The organism is Octadecabacter arcticus 238 (genome assembly GCF_000155735.2).
GTDB lineage: Bacteria > Pseudomonadota > Alphaproteobacteria > Rhodobacterales > Rhodobacteraceae > Octadecabacter > Octadecabacter arcticus.
In genome coordinates, this window is record NC_020908.1 from 1,344,774 (window position 1) to 1,362,345 (window position 17,572).

Annotated in this window: 18 protein-coding genes; 8 read left to right on the forward strand and 10 right to left on the reverse strand. The window is 56.5% G+C overall.

Annotated features, from left to right (window positions below; all coding sequences use genetic code 11):
• Positions 1–103: 103 nt before the first annotated feature.
• The 3 genes from chrA to OA238_RS07055 all read right to left on the reverse strand — a co-directional run bounded on the left by chrA (position 104) and on the right by OA238_RS07055 (position 3,421).
• Positions 104–1,342 carry a chromate efflux transporter gene (chrA, locus tag OA238_RS07045; RefSeq protein WP_015494657.1) on the reverse strand — a complete coding sequence of 413 codons (1,239 nt, stop codon included), beginning with the start codon at positions 1,340–1,342 and terminating at the stop codon, positions 104–106.
• The gene (locus OA238_RS07050; RefSeq protein WP_015494658.1) at positions 1,339–2,136 is read right to left on the reverse strand and encodes a chromate resistance protein ChrB domain-containing protein; all 798 of its coding nucleotides are present in this window, start codon (positions 2,134–2,136) and stop codon (positions 1,339–1,341) included. The genes chrA and OA238_RS07050 overlap by 4 nt, the downstream gene beginning before the upstream one ends.
• A 106-nt stretch (positions 2,137–2,242) precedes the next feature.
• Positions 2,243–3,421 (reverse strand): cytochrome P450, encoded by a 1,179-nt coding sequence (locus OA238_RS07055; RefSeq protein WP_015494659.1) that lies wholly within the window; start codon positions 3,419–3,421, stop codon positions 2,243–2,245.
• Between the two features lie 84 nt (positions 3,422–3,505).
• Here OA238_RS07055 and OA238_RS07060 point away from each other — a divergent pair, with 84 nt between their 5' ends.
• From OA238_RS07060 to OA238_RS07080, 5 genes are all read left to right on the forward strand, one after another.
• Positions 3,506–5,311: a sensor histidine kinase gene (locus tag OA238_RS07060; RefSeq protein ID WP_015494660.1), complete on the forward strand. Its 1,806-nt coding sequence runs from the start codon at positions 3,506–3,508 to the stop codon at positions 5,309–5,311.
• Positions 5,308–6,570 (forward strand): sigma-54-dependent transcriptional regulator, encoded by a 1,263-nt coding sequence (locus tag OA238_RS07065; protein ID WP_015494661.1) that lies wholly within the window; start codon positions 5,308–5,310, stop codon positions 6,568–6,570. Before OA238_RS07060 ends, OA238_RS07065 begins: the two co-directional genes overlap by 4 nt.
• A 215-nt stretch (positions 6,571–6,785) precedes the next feature.
• Positions 6,786–7,799, forward strand: a complete 1,014-nt coding sequence (locus tag OA238_RS07070) for a DctP family TRAP transporter solute-binding subunit (protein ID WP_015494662.1) — start codon at positions 6,786–6,788, stop codon at positions 7,797–7,799.
• An 81-nt stretch (positions 7,800–7,880) separates the two neighbouring features.
• A complete protein-coding gene (locus tag OA238_RS07075) occupies positions 7,881–8,615 on the forward strand; it encodes a TRAP transporter small permease (protein ID WP_015494663.1) in 735 nt (244 codons plus the stop codon).
• A gap of 1 nt (position 8,616) precedes the next feature.
• Positions 8,617–10,428 (forward strand): TRAP transporter large permease, encoded by a 1,812-nt coding sequence (locus OA238_RS07080; RefSeq protein ID WP_015494664.1) that lies wholly within the window; start codon positions 8,617–8,619, stop codon positions 10,426–10,428.
• A 112-nt stretch (positions 10,429–10,540) separates the two neighbouring features.
• Here OA238_RS07080 and tpiA read toward each other — a convergent pair whose 3' ends face one another.
• The gene (gene tpiA, locus OA238_RS07085) at positions 10,541–11,275 is read right to left on the reverse strand and encodes a triose-phosphate isomerase (protein WP_015494665.1); all 735 of its coding nucleotides are present in this window, start codon (positions 11,273–11,275) and stop codon (positions 10,541–10,543) included.
• 65 nt (positions 11,276–11,340) lie between these two features.
• Between tpiA and OA238_RS07090 the strand changes: the two genes are divergently transcribed.
• Positions 11,341–12,237, forward strand: coding sequence for an isopenicillin N synthase family dioxygenase (locus tag OA238_RS07090; RefSeq protein ID WP_015494666.1), 897 nt, complete (start codon positions 11,341–11,343; stop codon positions 12,235–12,237).
• A gap of 29 nt (positions 12,238–12,266) precedes the next feature.
• Positions 12,267–12,821, forward strand: a complete 555-nt coding sequence (locus OA238_RS07095) for a hypothetical protein (RefSeq protein WP_015494667.1) — start codon at positions 12,267–12,269, stop codon at positions 12,819–12,821.
• Positions 12,822–12,828: 7 nt separating this feature from the next.
• Here the strand turns inward: OA238_RS07095 and OA238_RS07100 are convergent, their stop codons facing one another.
• From OA238_RS07100 to OA238_RS07120, 5 genes are all read right to left on the reverse strand, one after another.
• Positions 12,829–13,155, reverse strand: a complete 327-nt coding sequence (locus tag OA238_RS07100) for a TfoX/Sxy family protein (RefSeq protein WP_015494668.1) — start codon at positions 13,153–13,155, stop codon at positions 12,829–12,831.
• Positions 13,152–13,511: a HesB/IscA family protein gene (locus OA238_RS07105; protein ID WP_015494669.1), complete on the reverse strand. Its 360-nt coding sequence runs from the start codon at positions 13,509–13,511 to the stop codon at positions 13,152–13,154. The genes OA238_RS07100 and OA238_RS07105 overlap by 4 nt, the downstream gene beginning before the upstream one ends.
• A 22-nt stretch (positions 13,512–13,533) precedes the next feature.
• Positions 13,534–14,253, reverse strand: a complete 720-nt coding sequence (locus tag OA238_RS07110; protein ID WP_015494670.1) for a DUF3307 domain-containing protein — start codon at positions 14,251–14,253, stop codon at positions 13,534–13,536.
• Between the two features lie 46 nt (positions 14,254–14,299).
• Positions 14,300–14,908 (reverse strand): hypothetical protein, encoded by a 609-nt coding sequence (locus OA238_RS07115; RefSeq protein WP_015494671.1) that lies wholly within the window; start codon positions 14,906–14,908, stop codon positions 14,300–14,302.
• A gap of 64 nt (positions 14,909–14,972) precedes the next feature.
• Positions 14,973–15,335 (reverse strand): DUF59 domain-containing protein, encoded by a 363-nt coding sequence (locus OA238_RS07120; protein WP_044036436.1) that lies wholly within the window; start codon positions 15,333–15,335, stop codon positions 14,973–14,975.
• A gap of 205 nt (positions 15,336–15,540) precedes the next feature.
• On the opposite strand from OA238_RS07120, the gene OA238_RS28765 reads away from it, so the two are divergent.
• On the forward strand, positions 15,541–15,978 hold the full coding sequence (locus OA238_RS28765) for a hypothetical protein (protein WP_144055853.1): 438 nt from the start codon (positions 15,541–15,543) through the stop codon (positions 15,976–15,978).
• Here the strand turns inward: OA238_RS28765 and rimK are convergent.
• Positions 15,975–17,375, reverse strand: a complete 1,401-nt coding sequence (gene rimK / locus OA238_RS07130) for a 30S ribosomal protein S6--L-glutamate ligase (RefSeq protein WP_015494674.1) — start codon at positions 17,373–17,375, stop codon at positions 15,975–15,977. The two genes, OA238_RS28765 and rimK, sit on opposite strands and share 4 nt — an antisense overlap.
• Positions 17,376–17,572 lie beyond the last annotated feature (197 nt).

Below are 17,572 nucleotides of genomic sequence, written 5' to 3' on the forward strand. Positions count from 1 at the left end.
AGATTGCCATAATCGATTGTATGAATTGTGTTGGACACTGGGCAGCTCCGAATTTGCAGTCACCCCCACCATACGTGGTTCTGGTCCGGATAAAAGGGGTGGATTAGGTCAATGGCATCATCGCGACGCCCGCAGCGGCCATGACAGCCAGTGTTCGTGTCATCCCCCATTTGCGCCATAACAAGAGTGTGGCGGCAAGCAGGGTTAGCAGGGCTGCGGTGATATTGAACGACGACCAGAGCGGCGCGAGGATGGTGAGCGGGCCAGATGTTACGCCCACCTCGTCAAACATCACGTGGGCCGCAAACCACAGCGACAAGTTGGCAATGACACCGACGACAGCGGCGGTGATTGCAGCCAGTCCCGCGCGGATACGCGGGTAGCCGTCCAGCCAATCTATCAGCGGCGCACCTGCGAATATCCAGATAAAACAGGGCACGAACGTCACCCACACTGTCATCAATCCCGCAAGCACCCCCAACGTCCAGCCGCCCTGCGCCGTTCCTGCCAGCAGGCCGACAAATTCGGTCACCAAGATCAGTGGGCCGGGTGTGGTTTCGGCAAGACCCAGCGCGTCGATCATTTGTGGCGTTGTCAGCCAGCCGTAATCTGTCACCACCGCTTGCGTCATATAGGCGAGCACGGCGTAGGCGCCGCCGAAGGTCACCAGCGCGAGTTTTGAGAAGAACAGCCCGATTTCCAGCAGGAATGTCGCACCTGCAATCCATGCCAGTAAAAGTGGGGCAACCCATAAACAGCCACCGACAACGACGGGCGCGATGGATCGTCGCCACGGCAGGGCTGTTTTGATCGAAGAATAATCGCGGCACGCCCATGCGCCATAGGCCGCTGCCAACACGATCACCGCAGGAAAGGGCATGTTGAACAAAAACAGCGCCGCAAACGCGAGGGCCGCAACGATGCGGTGGTCCGTTCGCCCCAATGCGCGACCCAGCAATTTTAGGATTGCTTGAACGACGATGATAATGACCGCCGCTTTGATTCCGAGGAACGCGGCTTGCACCAGCGGCAATGCCCCAAAGGACGCGTAGGCAAAGGCCAGAACGGCGATCAGCAGCGCACCGGGCAGGACGAACAACCCACCCGCAATGAGGCCGCCACGAAGCCCGTTTAATTTCCAGCCTGCATAGGTCGCCAATTGCATCGCTTCCGGTCCGGGCAACATCATGCAAAACGACAGCGCCTTTAGAAATTCCGCTTGGATTAGCAGCGGGCGGTCATCGACCAGTTCTTTTTGCATCAAGGCGATCTGGGCGGCTGGCCCCCCGAACGACAAGCACCCGATACGGCCAAATACCCGCACCATGTCCTGATTGGTCATGGTGCGTCTGGCAGGCTGGCGTGGGTTTCTTGCGCGCCATCCCGCGCCCAACGGTACAGCGCATCATAAAGCGGCATGGCGGCGTCCAGTTGCGCATTATCATCACGATACATACGCGACAGGCCAACGGAAAATGCCAGTAAACCAGCGGCTTGTGGGCTGTTGTTGTTATCGGTGTCAGCGGCGCGGATGATTTCGGACAGTCGGTTCAGCGCGTCGGTGCGCAGATCAAACAGGTCGAGCATGGCATCAAATGTGCAGTGACAATCTTTGTGGGTCAGGACAACGTCGGGAATGTCGAATGGCGTGGCGCTGTAGCGGTCCGCGACACCCGCTACCCAGTCTGGGCTGACGAACATGAATTCGGCGTCCGCGTCAATAAATCGGCGGATCAGCCAAGGGCAGGCGATGCGGTCAATCTTGGGACGATGTCGTGTGACCCAGAGGTTGGACGCGGGCAGGGCGGCAAAAGGAATGCGCGGCGCGTCGGGCGTTTCGCGCCAGCCATACATGCCCTCCTCGAGGTATTGCGCATCAATGTCGCGCCCGCGCAGCCGCGAGGTCAGGCCTTGGCTAAGTTTCATCCCTTTTTGGCAGGCGATAATACAGCCGCGCCCGTTCAGCCTCGCAACCAAACCTTCAAAGTCCGTGTGCGTGTGGCGAAAGGATCCGGGGATCAGGAATGGGTCTTCGGAAAAGTCGGGGTCGATCGAGATATCTACGATGACTGGTCGGTCGGGCATCCCGATCAGGCGCAGCAAGTTCTTACAGGAAATTTCGTTTGGGGCAGCCATAGCGCATGCTTCCTTTCGGTGAACATGCGAACCTTTGGCCTAAGCCTCACGGGGGTGTTCGCGGTGTGCCCCTTGGTCATCAATGTGACGTCCCAGTGGCGCGGGGTCAAGTGCGGACGTGCAGCGCGTCGAGGCCGTGGAAGTGATAGGTGTCGCCGTATTGCGGTGGTGCTGTTAGGCGAATGGTCGGGCAACGATCAAATAAAACCTGCAACGCGACCCGCAATTCCAGCCGCGCCAGGGGTGCGCCAACGCAAAAATGGATGCCGCCGCCAAAGGCCACGTTAACCGGACCTTTGCGGCTTGGATCAAACCTGTTCGGGTCGGGATACGCCACTGGGTCGCGGTTGGCGGCCCCGAGCAGACATTTGACCGTGTCACCGCGTTTGAACGCGTGGCCAAAGACCTCACAATCTTCAATCACGTAACGGTCAAACATGTGCAGGGGCGGGTCAAACCGCAGGGCTTCCTCGACGATCTGCGCATCGGCTGCGCGAATGTCGCGGTCCAGCAGGGTTTTGACGGTGTTGCCCAAGGTGTGCACCGTCGCCTCATGTCCGGCATTGAGCAGCAGGATGCAGGTTGTTATCAATTCATCGGTCGTCAGCTTTTCACCATCTTCTTCGGCTGCAATCAGGTGCGACAACAGATCATCAGCTGGTGTTTGGCGTTTTTCGTCGACGAAACCGCGCAAAAACGCGACGAACCTTTCGGTCGCGGCGACTGCTTTGTCTTCAATGTCGCGGGTGCGACCGCTGACATACATCGCGACCATCGCGTTGGACCACGCGAGCAGATCTTGCACGCGGGTTTCCGGCACCCCGAGAAGGCGGGCAATGATGATCACCGGCACGGTGCGGGCATAGGCGTCAAGCAGATCGAATTCACCACTTGGAAATTGATCGATCAGTTTGTGGCACAGGGCCGTAATTTCTGGTTCTAGTTCCGCGATGCGCCGCGATGTGAAGGCCCGCAAAACCAGACCGCGCAGACGGGTGTGGCGCGGCGGGTTCAGCTCCAACATCGAATGGGATTCAACTGCGTAAAACGGTGCGATGTGGGCGGGTATATTGGGTGCAAATTCGGTTGGGATTTCACGCCCCATGCGTTTGTCTTTCAGGCAGGCTGCAACTGCCGCGTGCGACACGGCACAAACCGCGCCGTAGTCGGTCCAATAAAACAAATCGCCTGTCCCCCAATCCCCCGCTGAACGGGCTGAGTCGTAAAACGGGTAGGGGTCTTGCACGAAGGCGGGATCGGTGGGGGATTGGGTCAGGGTTTGCATTAGGGTCTGATGCCAGCCAAAAATGTGGTTTGCAAGGATGCGTCGCCTCTGGCCTTTGCACGCTTTGGTTCCTAGTCTCGCGCCATGTTGAATGCCCTGCACACACGCATCATCGCCGTCATGGCCTTTTTGGTCGCGGTTGCGGCGTTGTCGGCGGGCGTGGGCTGGGTCGGATATATGTCCGCACTTGATCAGCTGGAACAACGGGGCCAGTCCGATCTCGCACTTGCGTCCGATCGCCTGACGAGTGAGCTGCACCGCTACCGCGAATTGGCCGTGTTGATGGCGGATCACCCCATAGTTGCAGCCACAGTCGACGGGGACGCTACTGGCGTGGCTGAATTATTGCGCCAAACGGCTGATAAAACTGGCAGTTTGGATATCTTGGTGGTGTCTGTGGCGGGGCGCGAATTGGCGTCTGCGTCCGGGATCGGTGCGGAATTGCATCGACAACAGCCCTATTTCACCCGCGCGATGGACGGCGCACTTGGGGTGTTTCATCTGGTGCACAGCCGCTACGGACAGCGGACGTTCTTGTTTGCATCGCCAGTGTTTTCCGACGCCGGTCCGGTGATCGGCGCGGTGATCGTGGTTGTTGATGTTGATGCGGTTGAGGCCGTTTGGCGCGGCGCGCGGCCAACGGTTTTTTTCACCGATGAACTGGGTGTCACGTTTATCTCCAACCGCTCCGAAATGGTGTTTATGGCCCGCGAGGTTGGCATGACAACGCGCAGTGCAACGGCTGAATATGCACCCGATTTGCTGCGCCCCTTTATGACTCATTCGGTGGTAGACCGACGTGGCCGTGCGGTTTGGACTGTTCAAGGGCAACGCTACGTCCCCCGCGCGGCGCTGCATTTGTCATTGCCATTGCCGGTGATCCAGATGACCGGTGAGGCGTTGCTGGATGTGGCACCGGCGCAGCTTCTGGCGCTGCTTCTGGCGGGGGTTGCGGCGGCGATCTGTCTGGCGTTCGGCGCGATGTTATTTTTAGCCACAGAACGCCGACGCACCTTGGCGGACGCCAACGCCAAGCTGGAAGGCGCTGTGCAAACCCGCACCGCAGAATTGTCCCGCGCCAACGCCGAATTGCGCCATGAGGTGGGTGAGAGGACCGCCACGGAAGCACAGCTTAAGAAAGCGCAAAGTGATCTGGTTCAGGCGGGGAAATTATCTGCGCTTGGGCAAATGTCCGCGGGAATTAGCCATGAATTAAACCAACCATTGATGGCCATCCGCAGCTACGCCGAAAACGCCGAAAGCTATCTGGAACGTGGCAACACCGACATTGCAGGCCAGAACCTTGGCCGTATCGCCGACCTTGCCCGCCGCATGGGGCGCATCATCCGCAACCTGCGCAGCTTTGCCAAACAAGAAAGCGAGGCTCTGACAGATGTGGACTTGCGGTCAGTCATGGTTGCAGTTTTGGAAATGACGCAGGCGCGGGCGAAGTCCAGTGGCGTTGACATCGCGTGGACAGCCGCTGAAACACCGCTGATCGTGCGCGGAGGAGAGGTGCGTTTGCAGCAGGTCGTGTTGAACCTTGTGACGAATGCGATGGATGCTATGGAAGGCCAGAAAAACGTAGCGCGCGTCGAAATTGATGTCGAAAAAATTGATGACCGTGTCGAACTACGCGTTCGGGACACAGGCCCAGGTCTTGATGAACCGGACCGCATTTTTGATCCGTTTTATACGACCAAGCAGGTGAACCAAAACGCTATAGATCAGGATGAAGTGGGCCAAAACGGGATGGGTTTGGGATTGTCGATTTCATACGGATTGGTGCAAAGTTTTGGCGGAATGATCCGTGGCCGCAATCACCCCGATGGTGGGGCGATTTTCACGGTCACGTTAGACGCAACACACCCACGTGAGGCTGCACCATGAGCACCCATGTGTTGATCGTTGATGACGAACGTGACCTTCGTGAGGCCGTGGGCCAAACGATTGAACTGGCCGATTTAGTGCCTGTGCGGGCGGGCTCGTTTGTTGAAGCTAAGGACCATATTACCGCGAGTTTTGACGGGGTGATCGTCACCGATATCCGTATGCCAGGGCGGGATGGGTTTCACCTGTTAGACTACGTGCGAAAGGTTGATCCGGACCTACCCGTCATTTTGCTGACCGGTGAAGGCGACATTCCGATGGCCGTCAAAGCAATGTCGGACGGTGCCTTTGCATTCTTGGAAAAACCTTGTGGTGCCAAGGAGTTGCTGGCCGTTGTTGCCAAAGCACTGCAGGCACGAACACTGGTGATTGAAAATCGCCGACTTAAGCTAGAATTGGATCGTGGCGATGCAGCCGCGCGGATGTTGGTTGGCGTATCGGCTGTGTCTGATGCATTGCGCGGACGGGTTCGCGCAGTGGCGCGCACCAACGCCGAGGTCTTGATCACCGGCGAGCCGGGGACTGGCACGCCAAAGATCGCCGAAGTGATCCATTTGTTGTCGGGGGCCGCCAGCCGCCCCTTTGTCAAACGCCCCGCCGCACAATTATCGGCCATTGATCTGGCGGCTGCATTGCAAGAGGCCGCGTCGGGCACGCTTTATTTGGATGAGGTCACAGCGCTGGCGCCGGCTGTGCAGTTTGCGCTGCTTGAAGTTTTGGAGGCAGGTGGCACGGTGCGGGTTTTATCCGGTACATCGCGCGATATCGCCGATGATGTGGCGCAGGGGCGGTTCAGCACGGATTTGTTCTACCGCCTCGACTTGATGCGTGTGCATGTGCCAGCATTGCGCGAACGCCCTGAGGACATTCCGGCGCTGTTTCGCCACTATGTCGCCCAAGCCTGCGAACAAGCAAATCTGATTGAGCCGCAAATTACTCAAAAGGTCATCGCAGCGCTGATGGCCCAGGATTGGCCAGGTAACGCACGTGGGCTGATGAACACCGCGATGCGGTTTGCCTTGCGGATTTCGGGCGACATTGGCGAGGATGGTTTGATGGCAGGCCAAGACAGCGGGCAAGGTGGTGGGCTTGGGTTGGCGGAACAATTGGCGCAGGTCGAACGCTCGTTGTTGATTGAAGCCTTGCAGCGCAGTCAGGGTCGATCCGGCGAAGCCGCCGACGCGCTGAAACTGGCGCGCAAAACGTTTTATGACAAGCTGACACGCCACGGGATCAAACCTGAGGGCTTTCGCGGATAACTGTGCGGTTTCCCACACAGTTGGCGGTAACAGGCGTGTGATAATCCGCGCTAATCGTTGCGTGGACATGACTGATTTCATATTTTATACTTCTAAATCAATGCTTTGATTGATCTCAAAATCATCGCTTTCCCGTACGCGGCATTTTGCCTTCTATGGGCCTGTGGTCGGCCCGGGAGGGGTCAGACTGATTTAAATTTCTAGGGAGGAAACACATGAAGTTTCTCATGAACGCAGTGTCCATCGCTGCTTTGACAGTGTCTGCTGGCGCTGCATTCGCAGACGGCCACGAAGGGTGTGATGACGGCGAGATCGTCGTCAAATTCAGCCACGTGACAAATACGGACCGTCACCCAAAAGGCATCGCCGCGACTTTGCTGCAAGAACGGGTGAATGCCGAAATGAATGGCGTGATGTGCATGGAAGTGTTCCCGCAGTCTTCGCTTTATAACGATGACCAAGTGCTTGAAGCGATGCTTCAGGGCGACGTTCAATTGGCGGCACCGTCACTGTCCAAGTTCGAAGCGTTTACCCGCCAGTTCCGCATTTTCGATCTGCCGTTCATGTTCACAAACATTGAAGCGGTTGACCAGTTTCAGGCGTCTGAAACAGGGCAGGCCATGCTGGATTCCATGCAGCGTCGCGGCCTTCAGGGTCTGTCGTATTGGCACAATGGAATGAAGCAGATGTCGGCAAACGTACCGCTGGCTTTGCCAACTGACGCTGATGGTCTGAAGTTCCGCGTGCAAGCATCCGATGTTCTTGTCGCACAGATGGAAGCCATGGGCGCATCCCCGCAGCCAATGGCGTTCTCTGAGGTTTACGGCGCTTTGCAAACAGGTGTTGTCGACGGTCAAGAGAACACATGGTCCAACGTTTGGGGTCAGAAGTTCTTTGAAGTTCAAGACGGTACGACAGAAACTAACCATGGCATCATCGACTATCTTGTCGTGACGTCGGTTGATTTCCTCGATTCGTTGGACGCTGACGTGCGCGATCAATTCCTGACCATTCTGGATGAAGTTACGGTGACACGTAACGCTGAATCCTTTGCCGTAAATGAGGTCGCCAAGCAGTCAATTATCGACGCAGGCGGCACCATTCTTGAACTGACACCAGAACAGCGCGCAGTTTGGGTTGAGACGATGAAACCTGTCTGGGAGCAGTTTGTCGACGACGTAGGTCAAGACAACATCGACGCAGCACAGGCTATCAACGCCGCGCTGTAAGCGACTACTTTGATTGTATAAAGTCTGGATCGGCCACCTTATGTGGCCGGTCCGTACAAGTCGCGCAGGGGGGGGCGAAAAATGTCTGGGGTTTATAGTCCGAAAGGTCGCTTGGGCGCGATTGTTCACACGCTCGAAGAGAGCATTATTGCACTGTTGCTGGGGCTGATGACGATTGTCACGTTCATCAATGTGGTGATGCGTTATGGATTTAACAGTCAGCTGATTTGGGGGCTTGAGCTCACGCTCGTCCTGTTCGCTTGGCTGGTTTTGTTTGGTATTTCCTACGGGTTCAAAGTTGTTAGTCACCTCGGCGTTGATGCGGTTTTGAATTTGGTTGGACCGACAACGCGCAAACGCATGGGAATTCTGGCGACAGCCATTTGTATTTTCTACGCCCTGCTATTGTTGAAGGGGGGCTGGGATTACTGGGCGCCGTTTGCTGGATTGGACGCGACCACCGGGCGCGTCATTCCCGGAATTGTTCGCGCTGAAGATGGTGCTGGTCTGTTTGGGTTTACGTTTGGTGGTTTCTTCGAAAATTCGCGCGATCAAGGTTGGTATGAGACAGAACAACTGCCGATCCCGTTCGCTCAGACGTGGCTGGAAAACACATTCAACGTCGGTGAGCCTTATGAGAAGATGCCGCGTTTTGTTCCCTATATGATTGTTCCGTTTGCAATGGCGTTGATGTTGTACCGTCTGGTACAATCCTTGATGCGTATTCTGCGCGGTGAAATTGATACGATTATCGTCAGCCATGAGGCCGAAGATGCGGTCGAAGACGCGGGCAAATCTCTGAGCGAGGACGCATAAGATGGATGTCGCAATTCTATTCGGGATGGTGATTGCCCTCCTTGCAATTGGTGTGCCGATCGCGGTGTCGCTCGGCCTGTCTTCAACGTTGTTTTTGTTGGTGCTGTCTGACAGTTCTTTGGCATCGGTGGCGCAGTCACTCTATCAGGCGATGGCGGGGCATTACACGCTTTTGGCCATTCCGTTCTTCATCCTCGCGTCGTCATTTATGTCGACGGGTGGTGTGGCGCGGCGGATTATTGATTTTGCGATTTCGGTGATTGGCCACGTGCGCGGCGGCTTGGCGATTGCCGGCGTTCTGGCCTGTATGTTGTTTGCGGCATTGTCCGGTTCATCGCCTGCGACCGTGGTGGCCGTCGGGTCTATCGTGATCGCGGGTATGGTCAAGTCTGGCTACACCAAGGATTTCGCGGCTGGCGTTATCTGTAACGCAGGCACGCTGGGCATCTTGATCCCGCCGTCGATTGTGATGGTGGTTTACGCGTCCGCGACGGACGTGTCTGTTGGGCGGATGTTTCTTGCGGGTGTGATCCCCGGCCTGTTGGCGGGGTCCATGCTGATGGTGACAATCTATGTCATCGCACGAATCAAAAACCTGCCAAAAGGCGAATGGCAGGGGTGGGAGCAAGTCTTTTCCTCGATCCTCGATGCATCATGGGGTTTGTTCCTGATGGTCGTGATCTTGGGCGGCATCTATGGCGGCGTGTTCACCCCCACCGAGGCCGCGGCAATCGCATCCATCTATGCCTTCATCGTGTCGATCTTTATTTACCGCGATATGGGCCCCCTTAAAGGTCGGTCTTGGTTGCCCGAAGCGGACGCGGACATCGGTCTGTTGGGACTGCGCGTTTGGGGGTTCACATTGGTGACGTTCATTCTGTACGCGGTTGGGTGTTTCATGGTGGGCGCGCCGATGTGGATCGCCTTTGTTGCGGCGGCTGCGTTCTTTGTTGTGGCCTTTGTGCTGGCCTTGCTGATGTCAAAGGCAGTGCCTGCGGGCAAAGGTTTGCAATTGGCCACCATAGCGGTCGCGATCTTTGGGGTTCTGCCGACGTTGTATTTGATCGTGCGCATCATTGCGGGTGATACGACGACGTTGTTTGCGATCATTCAGATCATTGGAACAATCTTTATCGTCTTGCTGCCCCCAGCGGTGTTCACGTTCTCATTGGTGCGCGGCGCGCAGCGGTTGGCGGTTGTTGGCGGTGGGTTTGGTCAATCGATGATGGTGGGCGGCAGGAACCTTGTGCGGGCGAACGTTGAAAACGTGATCTTCGCGATCCCGTCTTTCTTTCACCGCGACACCAAGGCGACACTGCTAGAGGCCGGTAAGCTGACGATCATGCTGATGTTCATCATCGCGAACGCGTTGATTCTGAAGCATGTTCTGACCGACGAACAGATCCCGCAGCACATCACCGAGGTGATGTTGGCTGCAGGACTGGGGCCGATCACATTCCTGATAATCGTCAACGTTATCCTGTTGATTGGTGGTCAGTTTATGGAACCGTCCGGTCTGATCGTGATCGTCGCACCACTGGTGTTCCCGATTGCCATCACGCTTGGAATTGATCCCATTCACCTTGGCATTATCATGGTCGTAAACATGGAAATCGGGATGATCACGCCACCTGTGGGGCTTAACCTGTTCGTTACATCGGGTGTCGCGAATATGTCCATGATGCGGGTCGTGCGCGCGGCCCTGCCGTTCCTTGCGGTGTTGTTCGTGTTCCTGATCTTGATCACGTATATTCCTTGGCTGTCCACGGTCTTGCCGACCGCCTACATGGGGCCGGAGATTATAACGAACTAAGACATTCATTGCGCGCTAGGGTGCGCTCTGAATACAAAAGGAGACAGGCGACGCCCACAATTCGGAGCGTCGCCTTTTATTTTGGTGTTTTCAACTAAAGTAGCGGAAAGACCTAGGCGCTACGCTCAAGCGCGGTGATGATCGGGGAGAAGTCCGCGGCCTTCAGGGAGGCACCCCCGACGAGGGCGCCATCAACGTTTGGTAGCGCAAAAATGTCATCGGCGTTGCTGGCTTTGACAGAACCGCCATACAGCAGACGCATGGCAGTACCGGACGCGCCAAAGCGTGCCGTAAGATGGGCGCGCAAGGCCGCATGGACTGTTGCGATTTCGTCTGGTGTCGGTGTCAGCCCCGTGCCGATGGCCCAGATGGGTTCATAGGCGATTGTCGTGGTTTCCGCCGTGGCGGCATCGGGGATGGAGTGGTCCATTTGCCTGCGCAAAACGTCAAGGGTTTCGCCGTTTCGGTACTGGGCTTCGGTCTCGCCGATGCATAAAATGACGTGCAGTCCGGCATCCCATCCGGCGGCGGTTTTGGCCGCAATCAATGCGTCGTTTTCGCTGTGATCGGTGCGACGTTCGTAATGGCCCGTGATGACGTAGGTCGCGCCAGTGTCGGCGATCATCGGGGCTGAAATATCGCCCGTGTGGGCACCGGACGTGATTGGATGGCAATCTTGGCCCCCAATGGTCAGACCCGTCGCGACCATGCGGCCAAGCAGGGTTGCGGGGCCGCAGATCACCACATCAACGCTGGCGTTGTCATGGGCTTTTGCCAATGTGTCCAGCTGCGGCAAATTTGCCTGCACTCCGTTCATCTTCCAATTGCCTGCGATCAGTTTGCGCATCTCACTCTCCCCATTTGATTCATCATGATGTAGCAAGCGGGGAGAATAAGCGAAAGGGTGGGGCGATGATCCCGAGGATTGATGCACAGGCATTGTTAGCAGGTGACAGGGCGGTGGTCGAACAGGTACGCGTTGCAGCCCATGAGGTTGGTTTTCTGACGCTGCACAACACGCCTATTCCGGCCGGTGATATCGCAGAGGTCCTTGCCGTCTATCGCAGCTTTTTCACACTACCCGCGGCGCAAAAAGCCGCAGTCGACATGGCGCGGACTGGATCTAACCGTGGTTGGGGGGCAGGTGGCAGTGAACAGGTCGATCCTGATGCAAACCCTGATTACAAACAGATTTTCGATTCAGGGTTTGAGGTGGCAGGGTCAGATTTGCCCACATATGCGCCCAATCAATGGCCTGATGTGCCCACTGATTTTAAAGTGGTGATAGAGAATTACTATGCCCGCGCGCTGGCGTTTTCCGGTGACGTATTGGCCGCCATTGTGGGCGGAATTGGCGAGGACGTTGGATACTTTCGCGCCCAGTTTGACCAACCCATGGCGCTGCTTCGGGGCAATTACTATCCGCAACGCCCCGCGTGGGCGGGGGCCAAGGATTTCGGCATCGCGACGCATACGGATTACGGTTGCCTGACATTGCTGGCCATGGACGGCACACCCGGATCTGAAGTGCGCGGGCGCGGTGGTCGCTGGATTCCGGTGTCTGCGCCGGTTGGGGAATTCGTGGTGAATTTCGGGGAAATGCTTGAAATGTGGACACAAAAGCGCATCAAAGCGACGCCGCACCGCGTCGTTGGCGGTGACGTTGAACGCATGTCGGTGCCGTTGTTTTACAATCCAAATGCGTTCACCAATGTGGCCCCGGCTGGGTCAGGTAACGTCATCCGCGCGGTCGATCATTTGCAAAAGCGGTTCGATGAAACGTATCTGCATCTAAAGAATACGCCGTAATCAGCTGTCTTCATACCGGCGACGTTCATGTGGCGACATTCGGGGCCTTATTGGTGGACGCACAACACGTAGTGCGTGCTGACTTTCTGGACCATGCGCGGGCGCATGGTGTCGCGAGTGTTGCTGATGAGGTCACAGCGCTGTTGTGCAAACTGGCGCAATCAGGACCTGTTTTGTGCACCTGTTCGACCTTGGGGCCATTGGTGGATGTGATCGGGAATGACAAGATTGTACGGATCGACCGACCTGCGATGGTCGCCGCGGTTGCACAAGGCGGGGAGGTCGTCGTGGCGATCTTTCTCGACAGCACGCGGGAAGCAACTTTGGCGTTGTTTGATGACGTTGCAGCAGGGCGCTCAATCGCAAAATTGGTTCTGTGTGACGCGGCTTGGCCGTTCTTCGAGGCGGGCGACATGGACGGATATGCACGCCCCATTGTGGCATCCGTGGCGGGACAGGGATCGCGGGTCTTGTTGGCGCAGGCATCAATGGCGGTGGCCGCACCCTTGCTTGCGGCACAAGGCATCACAGTTTTCACCACGCCAGTTGCGGCGGCACGGGCAGTTGCAGCGCTAGACGTCTAGGTTTGGATTACAAATGTTCCAGGGCGCGCCGCGCTAGGTCACAGGCCTCATTGGGATCATCAAGCGCGCTTTCGGGCAGTTTCCAATACGGCATCGCCGTCGGTTTTGGGGAATTGTCACGCTGATAGGTCCAGCGGGTCAGGCCCATCGCGTCAAGCTCATCTTGGAAGGCGCCCGCGCCTTTGATCATGGTGCCATAGTCGGAATGCACGATGGCAAAGATCGTGCCGTCAGAATACAGACACAGGCCACCCATCATTTTACGGCTCGTCAGTGGCCCCAGATCAGAGAATAAATCCGTTGCGAATTCAATCTCTTCTGGGGTGACGCTCATGCGCCGAGGTTTTCATCGAACTTGATGGATTCACCACAACCGCAGGCTTCTGTGACGTTTGGATTGCGGAATTTGAAACCGGACTCCAGCAGCGACACTTCGTAGTCGATTTCAGTGCCGAACAGGAACATCTGCGCCATGGGCGCGATCATCACGCGCGCGCCGTCTTGTTCCACGACTTCGTCCAATGGATCGACGTCAGCGACGTAATCCATGGTGTATTCCATGCCTGCACAGCCGCCTTTTTTGACGCCGATGCGCAAGCCTTGGTTGCCTTCTTTGGCCATAAGCTTTGCGATCTGGATCGCGGCTTTGTCTGTGATGGATACGGCTTGCTTGCCGGGAATGCCGAACATGTGGATCTCCTTTGGGTACAATTTAGGGCGCTACGGGCGCGATCTCAAGGGGGGGAAGGTGACCGAGTGTGGCCTGCGTTGCGAGTGCGGCGAGGATGGCCCAGCCAAATGAGGCCAGCGTGCCGATGATCACATATTCTGCGGTGCGCTGATCACGCGACGCGGTACCAAAGCGCAGGACAGATTTTGCTGCGATCAGAAACCCGACGGCAACTGGTAAGTTAGTGAGGATAAAGAGGAAAATCAGGCCGCGTTCGAGCAGTCCAATTTGGCGGCCCCCATCCCTTAAGCCATTGTTTTGTATGCGCATTGCGTGTGGTCGCATCAACAAGGCGATGGCGTGCTGGCCCGCGGTGAGCGTGACGAGGAGGCCCGTGAGAAGGGCCATAGCCGGAAGCATCCAAGGATGCGCGGCCCATGCGCCTGTGGCCCAAAGGGCCGGGGCAAAACTGGCAAGCGCTGCGATGGTTGCGACGTGGGCGATTTGGTCGACCAAGAATGCGGTGAAGCTGCGAAAGCCGCCATAAATCTTGACGCAATCGATAATCAGGTGCGCGGAGGTCAGCAGGAAAAGTTCTGGCGCGGCGATTTGGCCTGTCGTGACTTGGGCGGTGAGCAGGACGATGGCGGTGTGCAGGGCCATGACGCGGGGCGCGCGTTTGTGTTTCACCATTGCGCTGGTTTGCAGAATGAAATCAGCGAGGACATGGGCGAAAATCAGGGCTGTGAAGGTTGCGATCATAGCGTGACCTCGGCAAGTGGTTTGGCTTTCTTTTGGGGAAGGAAAGTCATTGTGCTTGCTCCTCAATCGCGGTGAGGGCCGCTTTGATTGCGGGGTAGCCTGCGGCGTCTAGGGCTTGGCCGACGGCTTGGCGGGAGATGCCGAGGTTACGCGCGACGTCTTTTTGTGTCCAAGATTCAGCCGGATGGAGAAACGGTGCAATCGCGCGCGCCTGCGCAGTGGTCCAGCTGCGACTGATATAGTCTGCAAGAACGGTCGCACCATGATGTGACCCACCTGACGCATGGGCCATCAAGTGATCGTCTGACATACTGTCCAATGTGCGACCAGATAGGATGAATGTTGGTGAATTTGCCCTAGAAATATCTTTGTTTTCAAGGCTTTCATCACCCACTGCGATGGCAATGCGGGTTTCATACTTGTCATTTGGCGCAAGCAGAACGGCGCGAAACAGAAGGGCGATCCGCAAAGCCTTTCGCCGGTCGGTGAAGGCGGCCTGCCATCCGTCACCGCGATGAATATCAAAGTGAGGCGACCCTGCCACGAGGTGAAGATTGCTGTTGGCGTCCTTTAGGGTTTGAGCGATCTCAAAAAGCTCAGCCGCCGACAAATCAGTTGATCCGACAATATCGCCTGTGAGAACACAAATCGCCATGAAGCACCCCTTTTAAGGCAAGCTATACCGCTTTCTTTTTGGAAATGCAAGGTAAAGGGCTTGCTTACATAAATCCAAGCTCAAGGCGGGCCTCGTCGGACATCATATCCATGCCCCATTGAGGCTCCCAGACCAATTCCACATCGACGGTTTTGACACCTGCCAAGGGTTCTATGGCATCTGCGACCCAGCCGGGCATTTCACCTGCAACGGGACAGCCCGGTGCGGTGAGGGACATGAGGACTTTGACTTCATTCTCGTCATTGATGCTGATCGTATAGATTAGCCCAAGATCTTGAATATTAACGGGAATTTCCGGATCATAGACCGTGCGGCATGCATCAACGACATTGTCGTAAAGCGGGTGGTCCGTGGTGGAGGGCTGGATCAGCGGCGTGCCTTCCATGGGGGTATTGATGTCGGACATATTGGTCATTCCTGTAATTCCTGACAAAACATATAGGGATTAGCGAGGTTGGCGTAAAGGGCCGTGGATGCGGCAAACCCACCCGATTTGTACAAAAGTTTTTCGTGGGAGTGCATGGTTTGTACAAAATATATCGGGCAATCAGGACGTGAATTTTCCGCAATGGTGTCGTGATCCTTCCAAAGTTGGCGGGCAGACGGGACATATGAACATGATGACCCCCACGCCTCATCCCGGTGATACGGTGACCGCCATTTCGATGTATCAAAAAGCACTAGAGTTTCATCAGGCCTTCGACACGTTGACCGGAGACGCTGCGCGCCTCTTGGCCTTGCAGGCAATCGAGGGATATTTGATCGCTTATGTTCGCTACCATGGCATGAAGAACGAAGACGTACGGTGTCTGAACCACGACCTTGTGCAGCTTGTCGACAAGGCAGGGTCGTGTGGCCTGATTCTGCGCAACCGGACCCACGTGCATCTGAGCAAAATAAGTCGCACGCGAGAGTATCTTTTTGTGCGCTACGGAATGTCACAGCACGAAGATAAAAGCCAACCGACGGCCCTGCAATCAACCCTCAGTGAATTGATGCAGAAGGTCGGGGCGATCCTGAAGCGCCCTGATCCCAAGCCGAACGCCTAGATCTTTTTGCGCGTGGCCTTGAGCGGCGCGGGGCGCACCTGGTCTTCGATATGGTCAAACAGCTGACCTGCGAGGTTCTTCTTGCTCGCGTTCTCAATACCTTCAAACCCAGGTGATGAATTCACTTCGAGAATTTTCGGGCCGTCATTGGAGCGCAACAGGTCAACGCCTGCCAGCCCGAGATTGAACGCCTTGGCAGATTTCACCGCCATGCGGCGTTCTTCGGACGAGATTTTGCAACTTTCGGCAGTGCCGCCACGGTGCAGGTTAGATCTGAAATCATCGCCCGCCGATTTGCGGCGCATGGCGGCCACGACTTTGCCCGCGACTACGAAACAGCGGATGTCTTCGCCGCTGGCTTCTTTGACGAAATCCTGCACCAAGAAGTTCGCCTTCAATCCGCGAAACGCATCGATCACGGATTCGGCCGCCTTTTTGGTTTCGGCAAGCACGACGCCTTTGCCTTGGGTGGATTCAAGAAGTTTCACGATCAGGGGGGCGGTGCCAACAAGCCCGATCAGGTTGGATGTGTCTTTGGGGGAGGCGGCAAACGCCGTCATCGGCATGCCGATTTTGTGGCCAGCGAGGACTTGGTGCGCGTGCAGTTTGTCGCGGCTGGCGGTGATTCCTGCTGATCCGTTAACGCAATAAATGCCCAGCGTTTCGAACTGGCGCAGAACGGCGGTGCCGTAGGATGTGACCGTTGCGCCAATGCGCGGGATGATCGCGTCATAGCGGGGCAGGCGTTTGCCGTCGTAGTGAATTTCTGGCGCCAAGGCGTTGATCGCCATATAGCAGCGCGTGGTGTCGATGACTTCGACTGTGTGGCCGCGTTCTTCGCCCTCATGGACGATGCGTTTGGTGGAATAGCTGTTGGGTTCGCGCGACAACACACAAATGCGCAACGCGCGGTTCGGGGTCACGGATTTAATACGTTTGGCGGAATACACATCAAACGAGCGTTCGGGCAGCAAGAAGCGTTCGGTCGGCATAACAATGACATCGTCGCGCAGCGCTTGGCGGCCCAGCAACATGCGGCTGGACATGCCGCCGCGGTGGGTCAGGGTGACTTCAATCGGCCAACTGTTGCCGTTCCCTGCGTCCAGAGTGGTTTCAATCACATAGCGCATTTCGGTTTCGCCGTTTGACGATGTTACTTCGCGGCGATCCACCACAAGGGCCGAACAGGGGATTGTCAGGTCTTCGCGGTCCGGCACCGGATGGATTGCAAAGCGCACTCTGGGTTTGCTGGCAGGCCCGAAGGTTTCAATGTCAAAGGCATGCAACGCGGATGTGCGCGCGCCTGTATCGACTTTGGCTTTGATTGTTGGCAACCCGAGGTCGGGCAGGCCGAACCATTCTTCCCAGCCAAGTTTGATTGTTGTGCTCTCGTTCATGCTGCGTGTCCCTCGGGAAAATGTTGGCGCCATAGCTAGCATGTGTGGGCCGGAAGGAAAGCTGATGCTGTTTTGGGTCCCAAATAGACGCGACGGTTCGATATCGAGGTGCAAATGGTGCGTGCGGTGCAAAGGGTCTTGGGTTTACGCACCAATTCCGGTAGCGGCAGGTCTGTTATTGGATAAAGGCGGACCCA

Coding starts and splice junctions, on each gene's coding strand:
- OA238_RS07075 (WP_015494663.1), top strand. CDS start 7,881: ATGTCTGGGGTTTATAGTCCGAAAGGTCGCTTGGGCGCGATTGTTCAC.
- OA238_RS07105 (WP_015494669.1), bottom strand. CDS start 13,511: ATGTTCGGCATTCCCGGCAAGCAAGCCGTATCCATCACAGACAAAGCC.
- chrA (WP_015494657.1), bottom strand. CDS start 1,342: ATGACCAATCAGGACATGGTGCGGGTATTTGGCCGTATCGGGTGCTTG.
- OA238_RS07055 (WP_015494659.1), bottom strand. CDS start 3,421: ATGCAAACCCTGACCCAATCCCCCACCGATCCCGCCTTCGTGCAAGAC.
- OA238_RS07060 (WP_015494660.1), top strand. CDS start 3,506: ATGTTGAATGCCCTGCACACACGCATCATCGCCGTCATGGCCTTTTTG.
- rimK (WP_015494674.1), bottom strand. CDS start 17,375: ATGAACGAGAGCACAACAATCAAACTTGGCTGGGAAGAATGGTTCGGC.
- OA238_RS07050 (WP_015494658.1), bottom strand. CDS start 2,136: ATGGCTGCCCCAAACGAAATTTCCTGTAAGAACTTGCTGCGCCTGATC.
- OA238_RS07100 (WP_015494668.1), bottom strand. CDS start 13,155: ATGAGCGTCACCCCAGAAGAGATTGAATTCGCAACGGATTTATTCTCT.
- OA238_RS28765 (WP_144055853.1), top strand. CDS start 15,541: ATGAACATGATGACCCCCACGCCTCATCCCGGTGATACGGTGACCGCC.
- OA238_RS07110 (WP_015494670.1), bottom strand. CDS start 14,253: ATGATCGCAACCTTCACAGCCCTGATTTTCGCCCATGTCCTCGCTGAT.
- OA238_RS07120 (WP_044036436.1), bottom strand. CDS start 15,335: ATGTCCGACATCAATACCCCCATGGAAGGCACGCCGCTGATCCAGCCC.
- OA238_RS07080 (WP_015494664.1), top strand. CDS start 8,617: ATGGATGTCGCAATTCTATTCGGGATGGTGATTGCCCTCCTTGCAATT.
- tpiA (WP_015494665.1), bottom strand. CDS start 11,275: ATGCGCAAACTGATCGCAGGCAATTGGAAGATGAACGGAGTGCAGGCA.
- OA238_RS07065 (WP_015494661.1), top strand. CDS start 5,308: ATGAGCACCCATGTGTTGATCGTTGATGACGAACGTGACCTTCGTGAG.
- OA238_RS07070 (WP_015494662.1), top strand. CDS start 6,786: ATGAAGTTTCTCATGAACGCAGTGTCCATCGCTGCTTTGACAGTGTCT.
- OA238_RS07090 (WP_015494666.1), top strand. CDS start 11,341: ATGATCCCGAGGATTGATGCACAGGCATTGTTAGCAGGTGACAGGGCG.
- OA238_RS07115 (WP_015494671.1), bottom strand. CDS start 14,908: ATGGCGATTTGTGTTCTCACAGGCGATATTGTCGGATCAACTGATTTG.